Genomic DNA, 20,877 nt, shown 5'->3' with positions numbered 1-20,877 from the left:
CCAGACATCTTGCCGCTGAGGGTGTCCCCTCCAGGCGCAAAGCCCTTGTTGCTTTGCGTTGCCACCCGCGCCGGGATCTGAGGCGCTTGCGTTTTCTTTGTGTCCGTTTTTGATTCTGAGGTTGCTCCATGCCCGCTCAAAAGTCCGCGAAGTCGCCCAAGTCTGCCTCAGGCACCGCCGCAAAGGCTGTCTCCAAAACCGCGGCCAAAGCGCCGGCCAAGGCGGCCCCCAAAAAGGCCGCTGCTGCCGCGCCCGCCCCGGTCGCCAAGAAAGTGAAAACTGTGCCCGTGAAAAGTACCGCCGAGCTGATCAAAGCTGCCGATGAGTTGCTGAAGAAGAAACCTGCCCGCGCCAAGGCTGCGGCAGCCTCCGAAGACGAAGACGCCCCCAAAAAACGCCCTGGCCGCCCTGCCAAGGCAGCAGGTGCCGCCGAAGCCAAGGCCCCCGCCAAACGGGGCCGCAAGCCCAAGGCAGCTGCCGGTGGCGATGAGAGCGGTGACGACACCGACCTGTCCGACATCGAATCGGACCTGGAAGGCGAAGTCGAGGAAACTCCTGAAGCGACCGCCACGGTCGAAAAGGTCAAGCCGCTGCGCATGAAAATCAGCAAGGCGAAGGAACGCGCCTTGATGAAGGAATTCGGCCTGGACGAAACCGTCCTGTCCGAAGAAGACATGCAAAAGCGCCGCCAGCGCCTGAAGGCCCTGATCAAGCTGGGCAAGACACGCGGCTACCTCACACACGTTGAAATCAACGACCACTTGCCCGACAAGCTGGTCGATGCCGAAACCCTCGAAGCCGTCATCACCACGCTGAACGACCTGGGCGTGGCGGTGTACGAGCAAACGCCTGACGCCGAAGCGCTGATCATCACGGACAACGCTCCTGCAGGCGCTACCGAAGAAGAAGCCGAAGAAGCTGCCGAAGCCGCGCTGTCCACCGTGGACTCGGAATTCGGCCGCACCACCGACCCCGTGCGCATGTACATGCGCGAAATGGGCACCGTGGAGCTGCTGACCCGCGAAGGCGAAATCGAAATCGCCAAGCGCATCGAAGGCGGGCTGATGGCCATGATGGAGGCGATCAGCGCATCGCCCGCCACCATCGCCGAGATCCTGAACATGGGCGAGGAAATCCGCGAAGGCAAGGTCGTCATCTCGACCATCGTGGACGGTTTCTCCAACCCCAACGAGGCCGACGACTATGTGGCCGAAGAAGACTTCGACGAATTCGACGAAGCCGACGATGACGACGGCAAGGGCGGCTCCAAGGCACTGACCAAGAAGCTCGAAGAACTCAAGAAGCAGGCGCTGGAGCGCTTTGACAAGCTGCGCGAGCTGTTCGAGAAGGTCCACAAGGTGTACGACAAGGAAGGCTACGGCACCCCTGCGTACGTGAAGGCCCAGCACGCCCTGTCGGCCGAGCTGATGACGATCCGCTTCACCGCCAAGACCATCGAGAAGCTGTGCGACATGGTGCGCGGCCAGGTGGACGATGTGCGCAAGAAGGAGCGCGAGCTGCGCCGCATCATCGTGGACAAGTGCGGCATGCCCCAGGAGACGTTCATCAAGGACTTCCCGCCCAATCTGCTGAACCTGCAGTGGGTCGAGAAGCAAGCCGCCGCTGGCAAGCCCTGGTCGTCCATCATTGCGCGCAACATCCCGCCCATTCAGGACCTGCAGCAAAAGCTGATGGACCTGCAGTCGCGCGTGGTCGTGCCGCTGACCGAACTCAAGGGCATCAACAAGCGCATGAACGAAGGTGAAGCCACCTCGCGCGATGCCAAGAAGGAAATGATCGAGGCCAACCTGCGCCTTGTGATCTCGATTGCCAAGAAGTACACGAACCGTGGCCTGCAGTTCCTCGATTTGATCCAGGAAGGCAACATCGGCCTGATGAAGGCGGTGGACAAGTTCGAATACCGCCGTGGCTACAAGTTCTCGACGTACGCCACGTGGTGGATTCGCCAGGCCATCACCCGCTCGATCGCCGACCAGGCGCGCACCATCCGTATCCCGGTGCACATGATCGAGACGATCAACAAGATGAACCGCATCAGCCGCCAGCACTTGCAAGAGTTTGGCTTTGAGCCCGATGCGTCCATCCTGGCGGCCAAGATGGAAATCCCCGAGGACAAGATCCGCAAGATCATGAAGATCGCCAAAGAGCCGATCTCCATGGAAACCCCCATCGGCGACGACGACGACAGCCACCTGGGCGACTTCATCGAGGACGGTGCCAACACCGCGCCTATCGAAGCCGCAATGCAGGCCGGCCTGCGCGATGTGGTCAAAGACATCCTCGATGGCCTGACCCCCCGCGAAGCCAAGGTGCTGCGCATGCGCTTCGGTATCGAAATGACCAGCGACCACACGCTGGAAGAAGTGGGCAAGCAGTTCGACGTGACCCGCGAGCGCATTCGCCAAATAGAAGCCAAGGCGCTGCGCAAGCTCAAGCACCCATCGCGCTCGGACAAGCTGCGCAGCTTCATCGACTCGCTGTAAGCCAGCACAAGCCCCACCGGCCGCACTGTGGCCTGCCCAGGCCCCGACGCCCTGCCCCGCAACTGCGGCGCAGGGCGTTTTTTTAGGGCTTTGCTCAGCGAAGCCCCCACGTTTACCCCCATGCCACCGACAGCAGACTGACAGCTTGGATGGTGACCATTGCCACACGGCTGAAGGAGACTGCCATGCAGTTCGGCAATCTCCTGTCGCAATACGCACAGGCCGACCCAACGATCTGCATCCCCCCTTTTTTTGCCAAAGACCGTATGACGACCTCCTTCAACCGCCGCCAGATCCTTGCCCGCGCCACAGCCACGGGCGCCATTGGCGCACTCGGGGCCCCGTTTGCCACCTCCGCCTGGGCCCAGGCAGGCGCTGCCGCGCGCAGCGCGCCGCCCAAAGTGCCCAAGCTGGCGGGCACGCTGCGCATCGTGATCCCCGCCAACCCGGGCGGCGGCTGGGACCAGACCGGTCGCGCGCTGGGCGCGGCGCTCGTGGGCGCCGGGGCTGCGGACCAGGTCGAGTACGAAAACATCGGCGGCAAGGGCGGCACCATTGGCCTGGCCAAGTACGCTGAAAAATATGGCAACGATGCCAACACCCTGTTCATGGGTGGCATGGTGATGGTGGGCGCCGTGGCGCTGCAGAAACCGGCGGTGGACATGAGCCAGATACAGCCCCTGGCGCGCCTGACCAGTGACTACCTGGTGGCGGCGGTGGCGGCGCAATCGCCCATCAAGACCACCAAGGACCTGGCCGATGCCATGCGTGCAGACCTGAAGGCGGTGCCCGTGGCCGGTGGCTCTGCCGGGGGCGTGGACCATATCTTTGCGGGCGTGTTGGCGCGTGCCACCAAGGCCAACCCGGAGGGACTGGTCTACAAGCCGTTTCCGGGCGGTGCCGAGGTGGTCGAAGCCGTGATGTCCGGCAACGCGGCCGTGGGCCTGTCGGGCTACAGCGAGTTCAGCGACGCCATGGCGGCGGGCAAGCTGCGGGCCATCGGCGTCTCGTCGCGCCGCAGCGCGTTTGGCCTGCCCGCGTTCCGCGAACAGGGGCTGGACGCCGTCATGGCCAACTGGCGCGGCGTGTTCACAGGCAAGGGCGTGGCACCTGCGCGGGCGGCAGAGATGCTGGCCGCCATCGAAGCCGCCACCCACCATGAATCGTGGACACGCACCCTCAAGCAGAACCGGTGGGAACCCTCTTGGCTCACCGGCAAGGATTTGGCAGAGTTCATGGAGCTGGACCTCACCACCGCCCGCGTGATGGTCTATTTGCTCAAGCTGAAGGCCTGATCTCACCACTAGGCCCTCCGGGCCCGCTGCAGAACCTTTGGAGCCTCTGATGAAAATGTCCAACCACTCCATCGGTGCCCGCATGGCCACGGGCCTGGGCCTGGTGCTTGCCCTGCTGCTGGGCGCCGCACTGTTCGGGATTGCCGCCCTGTACCAAACCCTGGGCACGTACGACACCACGGTGCAACAGCGTGTGGCCCAGGAACGCGCCGTGAGCCGCATGGAAAGCGAGTTCAAGACCCAGGTGCTGGAGTGGAAGAACACCCTGCTGCGCGGCGAGGACTCGCGCAAGCGCGAGCAACACTGGAACGCCTTCCAGGCCAGCGAAAAGCGCGTGGCCGACGCCGCCAAGGCGTTGGAGCCCCAACTGATCGACGCGCAGGAAAAGGCCGCGCTGCAAAAGTTCACCCAGGCCCACGCGCAGATGGCCCAGGGCTACCGCAAGGGCTTTGAGGTGTTCCAGTCGCTGGGCTTTGTGCCCTCAGCAGGCGATGCGGACGTGGCGGACATCGACCAGGGCCCCGCCAAGCTGCTCACCGAACTGAGCCAGCAGGTGGCCGCCAGCAGCGCAGCCATCGCCCAGGAGGCCGCGCAGGACGCCCGGCGTGCGCTGGTCAGCAGCCTGGTGGCACTCGCGCTGGTCACAGCTCTGGGCGCCTGCGCGGGCTGGCTGCTGACGCGGTCGGTGGTTCGCCCCCTGGGCGTGGCGGTGTCGGTGGCACACAAGGTGGCGGCGGGTGACCTCACGACCACCATCGAGGTCGATGGCAAGGACGAGCCCGCGCGTCTGCTGGAGGCCCTGCGCGCCATGCAGGACAACCTGGAAGACGTTGTCTCCGGCGTGCGCAGCAATGCCGAAGGGGTGGCCAGCGCCAGTGCCGAAATCGCCCAGGGCAACGCCGACCTGAGCCATCGCACCGAAGAGCAGGCATCGTCGCTGGACGAAACCACGTCCTCCATGCAGCAGCTGCAATCCACGGTGCAGCAAAACGCCTCCAACGCCCAACGCGCGAACGAGCTGGCCAAAAACGGTGCCTCGGTGGCGCAGCGCGGCGGCGACGTGGTCACGCAGATGGTCGAGGTGGTGCAAGGCATCCAGGACAGCTCACGCCGCATTGCCGACATCATTGGCGTCATCGACGGCATCGCATTCCAGACCAACATCCTCGCGCTCAATGCCGCCGTGGAGGCCGCGCGCGCCGGCGAACAGGGCCGGGGCTTTGCCGTGGTGGCCAGCGAGGTGCGCAACCTGGCCACCCGCAGCGCCAGCGCCGCGCGCGAGATCAAGCAACTGATCCAGACCAGCGTGGAGCGCGTGCAGGCTGGCTCGGACCTGGCGCGCAATGCGGGCACCACCATGGCCGAGGTGGTGTCATCCATTCAGGGCGTGAGCGCGCTGATGGAGGAAATCAGCCAGGCCAGCGCCGCGCAGACCAGCGACATGCTGCGCGTGACGCAGGCCATCGTGCGCATGGACGAGGCCACGCAGCAGAACGCCGCACTGGTCGAAGAAAGCGCCGCTGCGGCAGGCAGCCTGAGCGGGCAGGCCCGCCAGTTGGTGGAGGCCGTGGAGGTGTTCCGTCTGCGCCAGGCCCACCACGCGTTGCCCGCGCCGCGTGCCTGACACGGGGGCGCAAGGCAGTTGCACATCACACCGCCCCTGCGATGGCACCGCAGCCCTGCGGGCGCAGGGCCACGGCGGCGATGTAATCGCTATCAATACAATAGCTATTCAGGCATATTGCACTAGCGCAAGAGCCCGAAAACCCTCAAAACCTGCCTGACGCCCTGCGAAAACACACCGCAGGCAGCCCCTGCGCTGCTTCAGTCGATCTTCACGTTCGCGTTCTTCACCACCTGGGCCATACGGGCCGCTTCGCTGCGGAAGAAGGCGGCGGCAGGCTCGGGCGGCGTGAGCTTGATCTCGTAGCCCTGCGCAATCAGCGCATCGCGCGCCTCAGGCATCTCCATGGCGGCCTTGAAGCCGTTGTACAGCCGGGCCAGCTCGGCCTTGGGCAGGCCCGCAGGCGCCACCGGGGCGATCCAACCATCCAGCTCATAACCAGGCAGACCTTGCTCGGCAATGGTGGGCACGCCCGGCAATGCAGCCACACGGGTGGCCGTGGTCACGCCCAGCGCGCGCAGCGCACCCGCCTTGATGTGCGCAGCAGCCGGGGCCACCGCCACCACACCCAGCTGCACCTGCCCGCCCAGGATGTCGTTCATGAGCGGGCCCATGCCCCGGTAAGGGATGTGCTTGATGTCCAGCTTGGCCTGGTCCACGAACATGGCCGCACCCAGGTGCAGGATGGTGCCGTTGCCGGACGAGCCGTAGTTGAGCACGCCGGGTTTTGACTTGGCCAGGGCGATCAGCTCCTGCACCGTCTTGGCGGGAACCGAGGGGTGCGCAACCAGCACAAACGGCGTGGCGCCCAGGATGGTGATGGGCGTGATGTCGGCCAGCGAATCGAACGGGATGTTCTTGTACACGCTGGGGTTGACCACATGGTTGTTGGACACCACACCGATCACCGAGCCGTCCTTGGGCGCGCGCACGATCTGCGTGGTGCCGGTGATGCCGCCCGCGCCCGGCAGGTTCTCGATGACGATGGGCTGGCCCAGCGCCTTGGCCAGGCTGGTGCTGATGGCGCGGATGGCGCCGTCGGCCCCTGAGCCCGCCGACAGCGGCAGGATCACGCGCAGCGGCTTGCCGTCGCCCTGGGCGCGCGCCATGCGCGGCAGGCCCCAGGCGGCGGCGCCCAGTGCGGCCGCACCGGTGGTCAGGGCCTGGCGGCGTGTGAGCACGCTGCGGGCGGCAGACGTGGCGTGGGGTGAAGCGGGGGCGGTGGTGATGCGCGGCATGGGTTTGTCTCCGGTCGTGGTCAGGGAACCCTGGGCGGTGGTCTGCGCCACGTAGCTATGCCCAAGGATGGCGTCAAGAAATCAGGCGATGGCCCCGGCCGCGTGCAGCGCAGCCACATCCTCGGCCGAGTAGCCCAGGCCCTGCAACAACTCTGCCGTGTGCTGACCCAGGCGCGGCGGGTCGCAGCGCACATCGAGCCGCTGGCCCGCCATGCGCAGCGGCATCAGCGTGATCTGCGCCGTCTGACCCGCGCGATCGCCATCGGGCAGTGTGATGTCGGCCAGGCCGCCCGTAGCGTGCAGGTGCGGGTCGTCAAACAGCTCTTCGGGGCGGCGGATGGGCGCAAACGGCAGGCCGTGGCGCTCGAAGATCGCGGCCAGTTCATCTGCGGTGTGCGTGGCCAGGCGCTCGCGCAGCACGGGCATCAGCGTGGGGCGGGCGCGCACGCGGTCGTTGTTGGTGGTCAGGCCAGCGTCGGCCTTCAGGTCGGCATAACCCATGGCGTCGCAAAAGGTCTGCCACTGTGCATCGCTCACGGCGGCCAGAAAGATCTGCCCGCCGTCCTTCACGCTGAACACGTCGTATACGGCCCACGACGAAATGCGGTCGGGCATGGGGGCCGCCGGTTTGCCGGTGACGGCGTACTGCATCATGTGCTGGCCGACCAGGAACACGTTGTTCTCGAACAGGGCCGAGTCCACCTCTTGCCCACGCCCGGTAATGCCGCGCTGCATCAGCGCCGCCATCGCACCAATCGCGCCAAACATGCCACCCATGATGTCGTTCACGCTGCTGCCCGCGCGCAGCGGGTCGCCGGGGCGGCCGGTCATGTAGGCCAGGCCGCCCATCATCTGCACCACCTCGTCGAGTGCCGTGCGGTGCTCGTACGGGCCGGGCAGAAAGCCCGTGTGGTTGACGTAGACAAGACGCGGGTTGATCTGGCTCAGCGCGGCGTAGTCCAGGCCGTATTTCGTCATCACGCCGGGCTTGAAGTTCTGCGCCACCACGTCGGCCGATGCCGCCAGTTTGCGCGCCGCCGCAAGGCCCTCGGGGCTGCGCAGGTCGAGCGCAATGCTCTTCTTGTTGCGGTTGAACATGGGGAAGAAACCAGCGCCCGCGCCCAGCAGGTGGCGCGTGCGGTCGCCGTCCACGGGCTCGACCTTGATGACCTCGGCCCCCAGGTCGGCCAGCACCATGCCGCAGGTGGGGCCCATGACCATGTGAGTGAACTCCACCACGCGCAAGCCTTCGAGCGGCAGGCGGGGGGACGAGGGTGCGGCTGGTGTGTCGTCGTTCATGTTCAGAGCGTTCAAAAAAGGAGTTCAGGCCGTTGCGGCTTCGCGCAGCGCGGCGGGTGCGGCATTCTGCGGCAGCCCCGCCTGCCACAGCGTGCCATGCAGGGTCTCGCCCGCCAACCATCCGGCCACGCGCTGGCGCAGCGCGAGCAACGCGGTCACATCGATACCGGTGGCAACGCCCATGCGCTCCAGCATGAACACCAGGTCTTCGGTGGTGACGTTGCCGCTGGCGCCCGGTGCGTGCGGGCAGCCGCCAATGCCCGCCAGGCAGGCGTCAAAGCGGGTGATGCCCGCCTGCCAGGCCGCGTAAACATTGGCGAGACCCATGCCGCGCGTGTCGTGGAAGTGCGCGCAGGCCAGGCGGTCACCCACCAGCGCACGGGCCTTGCCAAACAGGCGGGCGACCGAGGCGGGGTCGGCATAGCCCACCGTGTCGGCCAGGCTCACGCGGTCGGCGCCCGCATCCAGCAGCGCTTGCATCAGGCGCAGCACTTCGCTTTCGGCCACCTCGCCCTGCAGGGTGCAGCCAAAGGCCGTGCCCACGCCGCCTTCGATCAGGGTGCGGCTGCCGCTGGCGTCGCGCAGCGCGCGGATGCGGGCCACCTCGGCCACCACCTCGTCGGGCGTCTTGCGCAGGTTGGCCAGGCTGTGGGCGTGGCTGGCAGACAAGGGCACCACCATCAGGTCGGCACCACACTCCAGTGCGCGCTCGGCGCCCTTGAAATTGGGCACGAGCACCGAGGCCACCAGGCCGGGCAGCGTTTTGGCATGGGCCAGCACCTCGGCCGTGTCGGCCAACTGGGGCAGCAGGCGGGCGGGCACGAAAGAGCCGACCTCGATCTCGCGCTGGCCGGCGGCGTAGGCGGCGTTGATCCATTCGATCTTGTGCGCGGTGGACACCACGGTGGCAATGCTTTGCAGGCCGTCGCGCAGGCCCACCTCACGGACCATGGCGTGGGCCACAACGCCCGGCAGGGCGGACGGGATCGGGGAAGTGCTCACAGGATGCCTCTTTCGGGTGGGTCTGAGCGAGATTTTAAAAATTCCCAACAGAATCAGAAAATACATTTCGGAAGCCATAACATTCCCAAACGGAACATCACCCACCACCTCTGGAGGCTTGCCATGCGTGACCTGGATCTGCAGACCTTGCGGCTGTTTGCCGCCGTGTGCGAGCACCGCAGCATTGCGCGCGTGGCAGAGCAAGAATCCATCGTGGGCTCGGCCATCAGCAAGCGGCTGGCGCAGCTGGAAGATGCCGTGGGCACCCAATTGTTGGTGCGCAAACGCCGGGGCGTGGCGCCCACCCCGGCGGGCGAGACGCTGCTGGAGCATGCCCGCACCATGCTGGCCAGTGTGGGGCAGATCGAGCGCGACATGGCGGCCTACGCCACCGGCACCCGGGGCCATGTGCGCATGCTGGTCACGGCGTCGGTCATGGCCGAGTCGCTGGCGGACGACGTGGCGGCCTTTCTGCAAGACCCGGCGCACCGCAACATCCAGATCAGCCTGGAAGAACGGGTGAGCCCCGACGTGGTGCAGGGCGTGCGTGACGGCAGCGCGTCCATCGGCATCTGCTGGGATGCCGCCGACCTCTCGGGCCTGGAGACCAGCGCCTACCGCAGCGACCACTTGGCCGTAGTGGCACACCAGTCGCACCCCGTGGCTCAACTGGAAAGCGTGCGCTTTGCCGACGTGCTGGAGCATGAATTCGTCAGCATGCCCGCGCTGAGCGCGGTGCAGGTGCTGCTGGCGCGCGCTGCGGCCGTCGAGGGGAAAATGCTGGCCCACCGGGTGCTGGTGTCCAACTTTGACGCCGCCCTGCGGGTGGTGCGCGCCAACCTGGCCATCAGCGTGGTGCCGCGCGAGGTGGCCCAGCCGTTTGCCCAGTTGGCGCCGGTGCGCATCGTCCCGCTGAGCGACCCGTGGGCCCAGCGGCGCTTTGCCATCTGCTACCGCAGCGCCCAGTGGCTGCCCCCTGCGGCCCAGTTGCTGGTGCGACATCTGGCGGGGCTGGGGCGGGCCTAGAACCACCAACAAACCCCGTGCAAACCGTGGCCCTGTCGCAACAGTTTGATACGCAACCTTGTATTTTTCGCCACTAGCGCATGTGTGCTGTGCGTTCTGAGCTACTAAACTTGTAGCAAAATGGGTTCCGCGCTATAGTCTCAGCGCATCAGCGGGCCCGGTTGGCGGCCACCCGCACTGAATCCAGATCCAACACTTGCGCGAGGAGAAGCGTCCATGAGCTCCAAAGAAAATGCTTCCATCAACCAGCTCTTCGAGAGACTTGAATGCCGCTACGCGCTGCGCGTGCTGTGGGCCCTGAAGGACGGCCACCCCCAGACGTTCCGCCTGCTGCAGGACAGCGTGGGTGGCATCACCCCCAACACACTCAACACCCGCATCAAAGAGCTGCGCGAAGCCGGTTTTGTGGACCATGGCAGCGACGGCTACACCGTCACCCCCTCGGGCGCTGACCTGCTCAAGCGCCTGTCGGACGTGCAGGCCTTTGCCACCCGCTGGGTCGCAGGCCGCGCCAAGAAGGCCTGACGCACACCGCCCTGCTCACACAGGCAAAAGCCCCGCCCGGCCTCCGAGCGGGGCTTTCGTTAAAATAGGGGTCAAAATAGCTTCAAGCGCAATCAACACAAGCGCTTGAAGCTATATTTTTAATAGCAAACAAGGAATTTCCATGGCACTGACCACCACCGCATCCGGCCTGCAATACGAAGACACCACCGTGGGCGAAGGCGCCGAAGCCACCAAAGGCCAGAACGTGTCGGTGCACTACACCGGCTGGCTGTACAACAACGGCGAGCAAGGCGCCAAATTCGACTCCAGCCGCGACCGCAACGACCCCTTTGAATTTGCACTGGGCGCCGGCATGGTCATCAAGGGCTGGGACGAAGGCGTGCAAGGCATGAAGATTGGCGGCCAGCGCACCCTGATCATCCCAGCCGCCCTGGGCTACGGTGCACGCGGTGCGGGTGGCGTGATCCCCCCGAACGCCACACTCAAGTTCGACGTGGAACTGCTCAAGGTCGGCCGCTGATCGTAGCCCCTTGCGGCAACCAATACCAAAGCGGCCCACGGGCCGCTTTTTCATGCCGACGCACCAAGCGCGTGAAGTTGGCTCCCAGGCCAACGACCCATTGGCCCATTGATTCCTGTGAACGGGGTCACCCAAGCCATCGACCTCAGAGGACCAGAGTAGCGCAGCGGCTCAGCAGACCTCAATCAAACAGCGCCTTGTCCAGCCGCTCGAACTTGGCATCACCCACCGCCTCCCGGATCTTGGGGGCCAGGGTCGCCAGATCTTCAAAACTGCCTGCGCCTTCCACCGCCAGGTTCAGGCGAAACCCGCGCAAGCCCAGAGCCGCTGTCAGCTCGGTGGCAATCGGGTAGGCCGCTTGGTAGCGCTCCATGGGCGACCGCCCCGAGCCTTCGATGGGCGACGCTACCGTGCCCAGATCGGTGGCTGGAGCTTCTGCCAGCGTGGCGGGTGCAGGTGCTGCACTGGTGGCAACGGGGCTCACGGCGGCAGCAGACATCTGCCCCCCCACTGGCGCCAACAGCCCCTGGGCGATCATGGCCTGCACGTCGTCCTGCGTGATGCCCATGGCCGCCGTGGCCGCCAAAATCTCCCCCGTGGTGCGCTTGCCGTCAAAAAGAATGAAGGCCGAGCGCTGGCGCGAGCTTAGGCTGCCGTGACGGTCCTTGAGTGCTTCCTGGCCTGCGGGGGTTTTGACGAGAACCATGAATCTCCTAGCAATGAGCAAAGGTGGAGAACGCCGCAAGGCGATCACCTGCAAACCAGAATCCCATGTTTTGGCACCTCTGCAAATCAGGGTTTACACATAACCCCGATGCCCCCGGCGCGACGCATCCCTACATCTCTGAGCGAATGCGTGGCGGTGGCGGCGGAGGCCTGGTGATCCAGCTGACCACCAGGGTAATGAGCAGGCCACACGGCACACCGAACACCCCGGCCGAAATGGGCTGGATGCCGAACCACAACCCGTCGGCCAACAGCCAGCGCGGCAGCACTTGCATGGCAGGCACATGGGACAGCATGTAGTACACCGTGATGGCCAGCCCGCCCAGCATGCCAGCCACCGCCCCCTGCCGCGTGGTGCCACGCCAGAAGATACCGAGCACCATCACCGGCACAAAGGCCGATGCCGCCAGCGAGAACGAAGCCGACACCATGGGCAAGATTTCGGACGGCTTGAGCGCCGCTACAAACGCAGCCGACAGGGCCACGGCCAGCAGCGTGAACTTGGTCAAAATCACCCGTTGCTCGGGCGACGCCTGGCGGCGTGTGTCCTGGAAGTACAGGTCGCGCACCAGCGCATTGCTGATGGTGAGCAGCAAGCCGTCGGCCGTGGACAACGCCGCCGCCAGCCCGCCCGCCGCCACCAGGCCCGACACCACATACGGCAGTCCGCCCAGCTCGGGCGTGGCCAGCATGATGAGGTCTGCCCCCAGCCGGATCTCGCCAAACTGGATCAGGCCATCGCCGTTCACGTCCTCCACCGACAGCAGAGAGCTGTCTACCCGCGCCCACTGCGCCATCCAGGTAGGCAGCGCCTCAAAACTGCTGCCCACCAGGTTCTGCATGACCTCGAACTTCACCAGAACGGCCAGTGCAGGCGCACTGAGGTACAGCAGCGCAATGAAGAACAAGGACCAACCCACCGAGGCGCGCGCCGCTGACACCGAGGGCGCGGTGTAGTAGCGGGTCAGCAGGTGAGGCAGCCCGGCGGTGCCCACCATCAGGCAGAACATCAACGCCAAAAAGTTGCGGCGCGTGAGGTCGTAGTCGCGTTGCTCCTCGGGTGTGCCGTTCGGGTCGCCCGCATAGGCCTGGCTGTGAGGCGGTAGTCCACCCAGAGGGCGTGCGCGCTCGTAGTTTTCGCGCATTTCACGGGTCCAGCGCTCGCGGGCCGAGGCCGCATCACGCGGCAACGCCGCCAGTTCGCGGCTGGCTGTGACGATCAGGCCTACATCGGCGTTCTGGGCACGCAGGGCCCGGATGCGCTCACGCCCCTTTTCGCGCTCGCGCTTCAGTGATGCCTCCACGTCCTGCAAGCGCTCTTCGAAGTCCTTGGCGCGCTGCAGGTAGACCTGTACCACCTGGTGCTCGGCCGGGGAGTCGAGCAACTGCGCCTCCAGATCGGCAATCTTGCTGATCTGCGCGCCATACACCAGCGGCGCCAGCGGGTTGCCCAGTTGCTTGTACGCAAGCCATGACACTGGGATCATGAACGCCAGCAGCAGCACGACATACTGCGCCACCTGCGTCCAGGTGATGGCCCGCATGCCGCCCAGGAACGAGCACAGCAGCACGCCCCCCAAGCCCAGCATGATGCCGATCTCGAACTGCACGCCGGTGAGGCGCGAGGCGATCAGCCCCACGCCGTAGATCTGCGCCACCACGTAGGTAAACGAACACAACACGGCCGCCAGCGCGGCAATGACACGCGGCCAGCGCCCGCCAAAACGCACGTGAAAGAAGTCGGGCACGGTGTACAGGCCCATGGCGCGCAGGTGTGGGGCGATGAGCATGGCCACCAGGCAAAAGCCACCTGTCCATCCCAGCAGGTAGGCCAGGCCACCGGCCTGCCCCGGCGTGCCCGAAAAGCCTTGCAGGTACAGCGCGCCCGACAGGCTGATGAACGACGCCGCACTCATCCAGTCGGCCGCCGTGGCCATGCCGTTGTACATGGGCGGAATACGCCGCCCCGCCACGTAGTAGTCCTCGGGGTCCGTCGTGCGGCCATACACGCCGATGCCGGCATAGACCATCACAGTGAGAAACAGGAAGATCGGGCCGATCCAGTGGCGCGACAGCCCCTGGTGCTCGGCCCAGATCATCAGCGCCAGAAAACCCAACACCCCCGCCACATACAGCGCCAGGATGCGGTGCAGCCGCCACAGGTAGGCGCGATCCGCCTCTGCGCTGCCTGGCTTGCGCTCAGCCATGGGCACGATCTGCCGCCGAGGTGGCGGACTGCTGTTGCTGCTGAAGTTGCTGCAGTTGCGCCTCACGGCGCATCTGGTCCTGCCGCTCTAGGTGGTTCATGGCCCAGCCGTAGGCGACTACGATGGCAATGAACACCAGCACGGCGCCCTGGGCTGCAATCCAGTAGCCCAGGGGCCACCCCCCAAACACCAGCACTTGCAGGTCACGGGCGAAATAGGTGGAACCAAACGACACCAGGGCCCACAGCAGGAGCAGTCCTGCCTTGAGCCACAGGTGGCGCACGTCGTGCAAGTCCGGGGGGAACGGCCCCGCCATCTCGGCGTCGGCGGGGCGGGTAGCGGGCTGCTGCAACGGCATCACTGGCGCGGCATCACGGACGCGATGGCGGGTGGTGCAGTCGGCGCATGGCAGCTCGGTCGGTGCGTCAGCCTGCCAGTTGCTGCCAGGTGGCAATCACGCTGTCAGGGTTGAGCGAGATCGACGAGATGCCTTCCTTGGCCAGCCACTGCGCAAAGTCAGGGTGGTCGCTGGGGCCCTGGCCGCAGATGCCGATGTATTTGCCCTGGGCCAGACAGGCCTTGATGGCCTGGTGGATCAGCGCCTCGACGGCCGGGTCGCGCTCGTCAAAGTCTTTTGCCAGCAGCTCCAGGCCCGAGTCGCGGTCCAGGCCCAGCGTGAGCTGGGTCAGGTCGTTGGAGCCGATGGAGAAGCCGTCGAAGAACTCCAGGAAGCGGTCGGCCAGGATGGCGTTGCTGGGCACCTCGCACATCATGATGACCTTGAGGTCGTCCTTGCCCCGTTGCAGGCCATGGGTGGCCAGCAGCTTGGTCACGCGCTCGGCCTGGCCCAGCGTGCGCACAAAGGGCACCATCACCTGCACGTTGGTCAGGCCCATGTCGTTGCGCACGCGCTTCAATGCCTCGCACTCCATCGCAAAGGCTTCGCCGAAGTCCTCGCTGATGTAGCGGGCCGCGCCACGGAAGCCCAGCATCGGGTTTTCTTCCTCCGGCTCGTAGCGGCTGCCGCCAATGAGCTTGCGGTATTCGTTGGACTTGAAGTCCGACAGGCGCACGATGACGGGCTTGGGCCAGAAGGCGGCCGCAATGGTGGCCACGCCTTCAGCAACCTTGTCCACGTAGAACGCGCGGGGCGATGCATGGCCACGGGCCACGGATTCCACGGCCTTCTTCAGGTCGGCATCGATCTGGGGGTAGTCCAGGATGGCCTTGGGGTGCACGCCGATGTTGTTGTTGATGATGAACTCAAGGCGCGCCAAACCAACCCCTTCATTCGGCAGTTGGGCAAAGTCAAAGGCGAGCTGGGGGTTGCCCACGTTCATCATGATCTTGGTCTTGATGGGGGGCATCGCGCCGCGCTGCACTTCGGTGACTTCGGTTTCGAGCAGGCCGTCGTAAATGTGGCCGGTATCGCCCTCGGCGCAGCTCACGGTGACCAGCGTGCCGTCCTTCAGGCGCTCGGTCGCGTCGCCGCAGCCCACCACGGCCGGAATGCCCAGTTCGCGCGCGATGATGGCGGCGTGGCAGGTGCGCCCGCCCCGGTTGGTGACGATGGCGCTGGCGCGCTTCATCACGGGCTCCCAGTTGGGGTCAGTCATGTCGGTCACCAGCACATCGCCGGGCTGGACCTTGTCCATCTCGGAGATGTTGTGCACCAGGCGCACGGGGCCAGTGCCAATCTTCTGGCCAATCGCGCGGCCCTCGGCCAGCACGGTGCCCTGGCCCTTGAGCTTGTAGCGCAGCTCGGCCTGGCCCTTGGCCTGGCTCTTCACGGTTTCAGGCCGCGCCTGCAGGATGTAAAGCTGGCCGTCGGTGCCATCCTTGCCCCATTCGATGTCCATGGGGCGGCCGTAGTGCTGCTCAATCACCAGCGCGTAGCGGGCCAGCTGCTCCACGTCAGCGTCGGTCAGCGAGTAGCGGTTGCGCTGCTCGGTGGGCACGTCCACGGTCTTGACGAGCTTGCCGCTGGCGGCTTTTTCTTCGGCGCTAGAGAACACCATCTGGATCAGCTTGCTGCCCAGGTTGCGGCGGATCAGCGCCTTCTTGCCCGCCTGGAGCATGGGCTTGTGCACATAGAACTCGTCAGGGTTCACGGCGCCCTGCACCACCGTCTCGCCCAGGCCGTAGCTGCTGGTGATGAACACCACGTCTTCAAACCCGGATTCGGTATCGATGGTGAACATCACGCCGGCCGCGCCCAGGTCAGAGCGCACCATGCGCTGCACACCGGCGGACAGGGCCACCACGTCGTGTTCAAAACCCTTGTGCACGCGGTAGGAGATGGCGCGGTCGTTGTACAGCGACGCGAACACTTCCTTCATCTTGTGCATGACTTCGTCGATGCCCACCACGTTCAGGAAGGTCTCCTGCTGGCCGGCAAACGATGCGTCGGGCAAATCCTCGGCCGTGGCGGAGGAGCGCACGGCAAATGATGCGGCGGGGTTGCCAGCACTCAGCTTGGCAAACTCGTCAGCAATGGCCTTTTGCAGGTCGGCCGGGAAGGGCTGGGCCTCGACCATGGCACGGATCTCTGCGCCGACTTGCGCGAGGGCGCGCACGTCTTCGGTGTCCAGGCTCTTGAGCTTGGCGCTGATGCGGTCAGCCAGGCCGTCGTAGGCCAGGAACTCGCGGAACGCGTGGGCGGTGGTGGCAAAGCCCGTGGGCACGCGCACGCCCTGCGGCAGTTGGGAGATCATCTCGCCGAGGCTGGCGTTTTTACCGCCAACGGCCTCGACATCGGTCATTCTCAGGTTTTCAAACGGTACGACCAGGGCGGTCGGGCTGAAAAGTGCAGACATGGGAAAGCTCCAGAAGTTGAAACTGGGTCTGCGCGCCCGCCTCTTGCTGTATAGAGAAGCGATGGGCGAGCGGCCATGCACAGGCTGCAGCTTTGTCGTTGTGGTTGTAGGCCGACGGTGTGCATGGTGAGAATTGGATAATTGTGACAATTGTAGGCCCGTGCATCTGGCAACGGGCTGACGCTTTCACGCGACTGACGCAAAACGGGGAATCGCCACTTCTTTATGGTGTCCACCCCGCCCGCGCAAGCCGCATCCAAAAAAAAGGGGCTCCATGCATTCGCGCACCGTATTTTTTGTCTCTGACGGCACCGGCATCACCGCCGAAACCTTCGGCAACGCCATCCTGGCCCAGTTCGAGATGAAGCCGCGCCATGTGCGCCTGCCCTTCATCGACACGGTGGACAAGGCCCACCAGGCCGTGCGGCAGATCAACCACACCGGCGAGGTCGAGGGCAAGAAGCCCGTCGTCTTCACCACACTGGTCAACATGGACGTGCTCAAGGTCATTCAGGACGGCTGCAAGGGCATGCTGCTCGACATGTTCGGCACCTTTGTGCACCCGCTGGAGCAGGAGCTAGGCATCAAGTCGCACCACCGCGTGGGGCGCTTCAGCGACGTGAGCCGCAGCAAGGAGTACACCGACCGCATCGAGGCCATCAACTTCAGCCTGGCCCATGACGACGGCCAAAGCAACCGCGACCTGGCCGGTGCCGACGTGATCCTGGTCGGCGTGAGCCGCAGCGGCAAAACCCCCACCAGCCTGTATCTGGCCATGCAGTGTGGACTGAAAGCGGCCAACTACCCGCTGATCCCCGAAGACTTCGAGCGCCGCCAGTTGCCCCCGGCCTTGGTGCCGTTTCGCAACAAGATCTTTGGCCTGACCATCAGCCCCGACCGCCTGGCCGAGATCCGCGCCGAGCGCCGACCCAACTCCAAATACGCCAGCATCGAAAACTGCCGCACCGAAGTGGCTGAGGCCGAGGCCATGATGCGCCGCGCGGGCATTCGGTGGTTGTCCACCACCACCAAGTCCATCGAGGAAATCGCCACCACCATCCTGCAAGAGGTGCGGCCCGAGCGGCTGGTGTATTAAGCAGCGTTGCATGGCAACGCACCACAAAGCGGCCATCAGATCTGTCGGAACGGCGGCAGAATTTATACAAAACCAGGCTCTAGCGCCCTACAGAAGAGCGCAATTAGCTATGAATAGCATAGCACCCAGGATCTTCGGCGCGTGCTAGACCACGCCAAAGATCCTGGCCACAGATCACAGCAAACCACCGCCAGCGGAGCCATCGCCCCCAAACAGCTCAAACACCATGCCGCGCAGCCACTGATTGACGGGTTCGCGGTGCACCTTGGCGTGCCAGAACACGCTGATGGGCGCGTCGGGCAATTTGACCGGATGCGTGCGTAGCACCAGGCCAAAGGGCTCGACCAGCTTGAGCGCCAGCCGCTCCGGCACCGTCGCCACCAGCGCCGTGCTTTGGAGGATGTGGCCCACGCTCACAAAGTGCGGCACGCTCAGCCGCACCAGGCGATCGATGCCGGCCTTCTGGATCAGCTCGTCCACCTTGCCGTGCCCCGTGCCTGCAGACACGATCATCAGGTGCTCTGCCGCCTTGTAGTCCGACAGCAGCAGCTTGGGCCGGTCCAGCGCGTGGCCCTTGCGGAACAGGCACACATAGCGCTGGCGGAACAAGCGCCGCTGGAAGAACCCTGCTTTCAGCTGCGGCAGCAGGCCGATGGCCAGGTCCACCTTGCCAGCCTCCATGTCTTCGCGCAGATGGGCCGCATTGTTGCGCACGGTGTTCAGCGTGACGCCGGGTGCCTCCCGCCCCAGGCGCTCCAGCAACGCTGGCAGGAAAACGATCTCGCCAATGTCTGTCATACCGATGGTGATGGTGCGCTTGAGCGTTGCGGGCGTGAACTGTGTGCGCTGGTTCAGCCCGCTGTGGATCATGCCCAGCGCATACCCCACGGACTCGCTCAGTTGCTCGGCAAAAGGCGTGGGCACCATGCCACCCGAGGTGCGCAAGAACAGCTCGTCGTCAAAAATACGCCGCAGCTTGGCCAGCGCATTGCTGACGGCAGGCTGTGTCAGCCCCAGGTTGTCGGCCACCTTCGACACGCGTCGTTCGACCATGAGTTGCTGAAACAGCACCAGCAGGTTCAGGTCGATATCCGATAGCTCCATCTCCACTCCATCAGCTTGGGTGATATGAAGTGGCGATGGTATTGCAGTCAGTGATTCGCAGGCGCTTTCGTGGGCACAATGGGCTGGATGAAATCGAACGCAGCCCGCCATGGACATCCTCGTTCAGCCGCTTAACCGCGTGATCCGCGCCGAGCCCGGCGTGAACCTGCTCGACGCCCTGCGCGCAGCGCAGGTTCCGATGTCGTATTCATGCCTGTCGGGCCGCTGCGGAATCTGCCGCTGCCGGGTGCTGTCTGGTGAGGTGCTGGATGGCGGGCGCGAGCAGCAGCGCCCGCTGGACGGCGTGGACGGTGCCGTGCTGGCCTGCCAGACCTATGTGACCGAGCCCTGCACCATCGAAGTGCCCGCCCCCGGCGAAGCTGTGGTGCACCGTGCGCGCGTGGCCAAGGCCACCGTGGTGGCCATCGAGCCGCTGGCGGCAGACATCCGGCGCCTGCTGCTCAAGGTGGCAAAACCGATTGCGTTTTCGCCAGGCCAGTACGTGCAGTTGGGATTCACGCCGACGCATGTGCGCCCCTACTCCATGGCAAACCTGCCCGGCGAACCGCTGCTGGAGTTTCATGTGCAACTCATGCCCCAGGGCCGGGTCAGCGGCTACATCGCCGGGCAGCTGAAGGTGGGGGACAAGGTCAAGGTCAGCGGGCCGCTGGGTGCGGCGTATCTGCGCCAACAGCACACGGGGCCCATGCTGTGCGTGGCTGGGGGCACCGGGCTGGCGTCGGTGCTGTCGGTGGTGCGCGGCGCAGTGGCTGCGGGCATGCGCAACCCCATTCACCTGTACTTCGGCCTGCGCTCGCCGCGCGAGCTGTATGGCCTGGCATGGCTGGAGCATTTGCGCAGCGTGCACCCGGCGCTGCAGGTGCATGTGGTGGTGGCCTCGGGCGCCGCCCCTACCACACAGCGGCGCGGGCTGGTGACCCAAGCCATCGAGCAGGACCACGCCAGCCTGCGCGGCTGGCAGGCGTATCTGTGCGGATCGCCGCCGATGGTGGAGACCACCACACTGCTGGCGCTGGGCAAAGGCCTGGAGGCGGCTCACCTCCATGCCGAGGCTTTTTACCTGCAGGGCGACTGATTCCGTCTCCAAATCATCCGTGTCGTTGTTGCTTCGCCTTGCCGTGCTACAGCACTGTCTGCGGCTTCGCGCCTAGACACGAATGATTTGGAAACGGAATGAAGTTCTTGGAGTCGCCTGAATCCACTTGAACCACTCACTCAGCGCGGTCGAAGCGCCGCGAGGGGCTTCGACAGGCTCAGCCCGCATCCGGCTGCGCACTGGGCGCCGCCTTGCGAAACGCCTCCAGCTGGGCGCAGGCGGCATCCACCGCCTGAACCAGCGGCCAGCGCGTCAGGTCCACCTTGAAGCGGCGCGCGCTCTCCACCTGCGGCACCAGGTACACATCGGCCAGCGTGGGGGTGCTGCCAAAGCAGAAATCACCGCGATGCGAGTCCTTTGACAGCAGCGCTTCGACGGCGTCAAAGCCCGCGCTGATCCAGGTGCCGCACCAGTCGTTCACGACAGCCTCGTCGGCACCAAAGCGGTGGCGCAGCGCCTCCAGAATGCGGCGGTTGTTGATGGGGTGGATGTCGCAGCCCACGATGGCCGCCAGGGCGCGCACCTGGGCACGATCACCTGCATCGCGGGGCAACAGCGGTGGGGTGGGATAGCGTTCTTCGAGCCACTCGATGATGGCGGGCGACTGGATCATCAGACGCTCGTCAGCCTCCAGAACAGGCACGAACTGCTGCGGATTGATCGCTTTGAAGGCCTCGCCCAGATGCTCCTCGCTCCGCAGATCGACCGCAACCTGTTCGTAGGCCAGCCCCTTGAGGTTGAGCGCAATGCGCAAGCGGTGGGATGTTCCACTGCGGAAGAAGGAATAGAGCTTCAT

17 protein-coding genes are annotated in these 20,877 nt (G+C 65.2%); 8 read left to right on the top strand and 9 right to left on the bottom strand.

Going from position 1 to position 20,877, the window contains the following annotated elements; translation table 11 throughout:
• Positions 1-128: 128 nt before the first annotated feature.
• The 3 genes from rpoD (at position 129) to OIN59_RS07935 (ending at position 5,423) form a co-directional block, all read left to right on the top strand.
• On the top strand, positions 129-2,504 hold the full coding sequence (rpoD, locus tag OIN59_RS07945) for an RNA polymerase sigma factor RpoD (RefSeq protein WP_274108963.1): 2,376 nt from the start codon (positions 129-131) through the stop codon (positions 2,502-2,504).
• Positions 2,505-2,770: 266 nt separating this feature from the next.
• Positions 2,771-3,799, top strand: coding sequence for a Bug family tripartite tricarboxylate transporter substrate binding protein (locus OIN59_RS07940; protein WP_274109071.1), 1,029 nt, complete (start codon positions 2,771-2,773; stop codon positions 3,797-3,799).
• Positions 3,800-3,848: 49 nt separating this feature from the next.
• Complete coding sequence (locus tag OIN59_RS07935; RefSeq protein WP_274108961.1) at positions 3,849-5,423, top strand: methyl-accepting chemotaxis protein; 1,575 nt, start codon at positions 3,849-3,851, stop codon at positions 5,421-5,423.
• A 200-nt stretch (positions 5,424-5,623) separates the two neighbouring features.
• Here OIN59_RS07935 and OIN59_RS07930 read toward each other — a convergent pair whose 3' ends face one another.
• The 3 genes from OIN59_RS07930 to OIN59_RS07920 all read right to left on the bottom strand — a co-directional run bounded on the left by OIN59_RS07930 (position 5,624) and on the right by OIN59_RS07920 (position 8,911).
• Positions 5,624-6,661, bottom strand: a complete 1,038-nt coding sequence (locus OIN59_RS07930) for a tripartite tricarboxylate transporter substrate binding protein (protein WP_274108959.1) — start codon at positions 6,659-6,661, stop codon at positions 5,624-5,626.
• An 81-nt stretch (positions 6,662-6,742) separates the two neighbouring features.
• Positions 6,743-7,960 carry a CaiB/BaiF CoA transferase family protein gene (locus OIN59_RS07925; protein ID WP_274108957.1) on the bottom strand — a complete coding sequence of 406 codons (1,218 nt, stop codon included), beginning with the start codon at positions 7,958-7,960 and terminating at the stop codon, positions 6,743-6,745.
• Positions 7,961-7,984: 24 nt separating this feature from the next.
• Positions 7,985-8,911: a hydroxymethylglutaryl-CoA lyase gene (locus OIN59_RS07920; protein ID WP_274109069.1), complete on the bottom strand. Its 927-nt coding sequence runs from the start codon at positions 8,909-8,911 to the stop codon at positions 7,985-7,987.
• A gap of 174 nt (positions 8,912-9,085) precedes the next feature.
• On the opposite strand from OIN59_RS07920, the gene OIN59_RS07915 reads away from it, so the two are divergent.
• The 3 genes from OIN59_RS07915 to OIN59_RS07905 all read left to right on the top strand — a co-directional run bounded on the left by OIN59_RS07915 (position 9,086) and on the right by OIN59_RS07905 (position 11,015).
• A complete protein-coding gene (locus OIN59_RS07915; RefSeq protein ID WP_274108955.1) occupies positions 9,086-9,988 on the top strand; it encodes a LysR family transcriptional regulator in 903 nt (300 codons plus the stop codon).
• A 216-nt stretch (positions 9,989-10,204) separates the two neighbouring features.
• Complete coding sequence (locus tag OIN59_RS07910) at positions 10,205-10,513, top strand: winged helix-turn-helix transcriptional regulator (RefSeq protein WP_056639856.1); 309 nt, start codon at positions 10,205-10,207, stop codon at positions 10,511-10,513.
• Positions 10,514-10,655: 142 nt separating this feature from the next.
• Entirely contained in the window at positions 10,656-11,015 is a 360-nt protein-coding gene (locus OIN59_RS07905; RefSeq protein ID WP_056061897.1) for an FKBP-type peptidyl-prolyl cis-trans isomerase, read from the top strand.
• Between the two features lie 181 nt (positions 11,016-11,196).
• Here OIN59_RS07905 and OIN59_RS07900 read toward each other — a convergent pair whose 3' ends face one another.
• The 4 genes from OIN59_RS07900 to ppsA form a co-directional block, all read right to left on the bottom strand.
• Positions 11,197-11,721, bottom strand: coding sequence for a hypothetical protein (locus OIN59_RS07900; protein WP_274108948.1), 525 nt, complete (start codon positions 11,719-11,721; stop codon positions 11,197-11,199).
• A gap of 130 nt (positions 11,722-11,851) precedes the next feature.
• The gene (locus OIN59_RS07895) at positions 11,852-13,948 is read right to left on the bottom strand and encodes a VC_2705 family sodium/solute symporter (protein ID WP_274108947.1); all 2,097 of its coding nucleotides are present in this window, start codon (positions 13,946-13,948) and stop codon (positions 11,852-11,854) included.
• The gene (locus tag OIN59_RS07890; protein WP_274108945.1) at positions 13,941-14,306 is read right to left on the bottom strand and encodes a DUF4212 domain-containing protein; all 366 of its coding nucleotides are present in this window, start codon (positions 14,304-14,306) and stop codon (positions 13,941-13,943) included. The genes OIN59_RS07895 and OIN59_RS07890 overlap by 8 nt, the downstream gene beginning before the upstream one ends.
• A gap of 67 nt (positions 14,307-14,373) precedes the next feature.
• Complete coding sequence (ppsA, locus tag OIN59_RS07885) at positions 14,374-16,764, bottom strand: phosphoenolpyruvate synthase (RefSeq protein WP_274108943.1); 2,391 nt, start codon at positions 16,762-16,764, stop codon at positions 14,374-14,376.
• Between the two features lie 274 nt (positions 16,765-17,038).
• Here ppsA and ppsR point away from each other — a divergent pair, with 274 nt between their 5' ends.
• Positions 17,039-17,860, top strand: coding sequence for a posphoenolpyruvate synthetase regulatory kinase/phosphorylase PpsR (gene ppsR, locus OIN59_RS07880; RefSeq protein ID WP_274108941.1), 822 nt, complete (start codon positions 17,039-17,041; stop codon positions 17,858-17,860).
• 174 nt (positions 17,861-18,034) lie between these two features.
• On the opposite strand, the gene OIN59_RS07875 is transcribed toward ppsR, so the two are convergent.
• A complete protein-coding gene (locus OIN59_RS07875; RefSeq protein ID WP_274108939.1) occupies positions 18,035-18,964 on the bottom strand; it encodes a LysR family transcriptional regulator in 930 nt (309 codons plus the stop codon).
• 109 nt (positions 18,965-19,073) lie between these two features.
• Between OIN59_RS07875 and OIN59_RS07870 the strand changes: the two genes are divergently transcribed.
• The gene (locus tag OIN59_RS07870) at positions 19,074-20,060 is read left to right on the top strand and encodes a 2Fe-2S iron-sulfur cluster-binding protein (protein WP_274108937.1); all 987 of its coding nucleotides are present in this window, start codon (positions 19,074-19,076) and stop codon (positions 20,058-20,060) included.
• A gap of 178 nt (positions 20,061-20,238) precedes the next feature.
• Here OIN59_RS07870 and maiA read toward each other — a convergent pair whose 3' ends face one another.
• Positions 20,239-20,877, bottom strand: coding sequence for a maleylacetoacetate isomerase (gene maiA, locus OIN59_RS07865; protein WP_274108936.1), 639 nt, complete (start codon positions 20,875-20,877; stop codon positions 20,239-20,241).

Origin of the sequence: Acidovorax benzenivorans, from assembly GCF_028680575.1 — a bacterium.
In the GTDB taxonomy this organism is placed as follows: domain Bacteria; phylum Pseudomonadota; class Gammaproteobacteria; order Burkholderiales; family Burkholderiaceae_C; genus Acidovorax; species Acidovorax benzenivorans.
The sequence above is the reverse complement of the archived record's forward strand: the minus strand, read 5'-3'. Positions and strand labels throughout refer to the sequence as shown.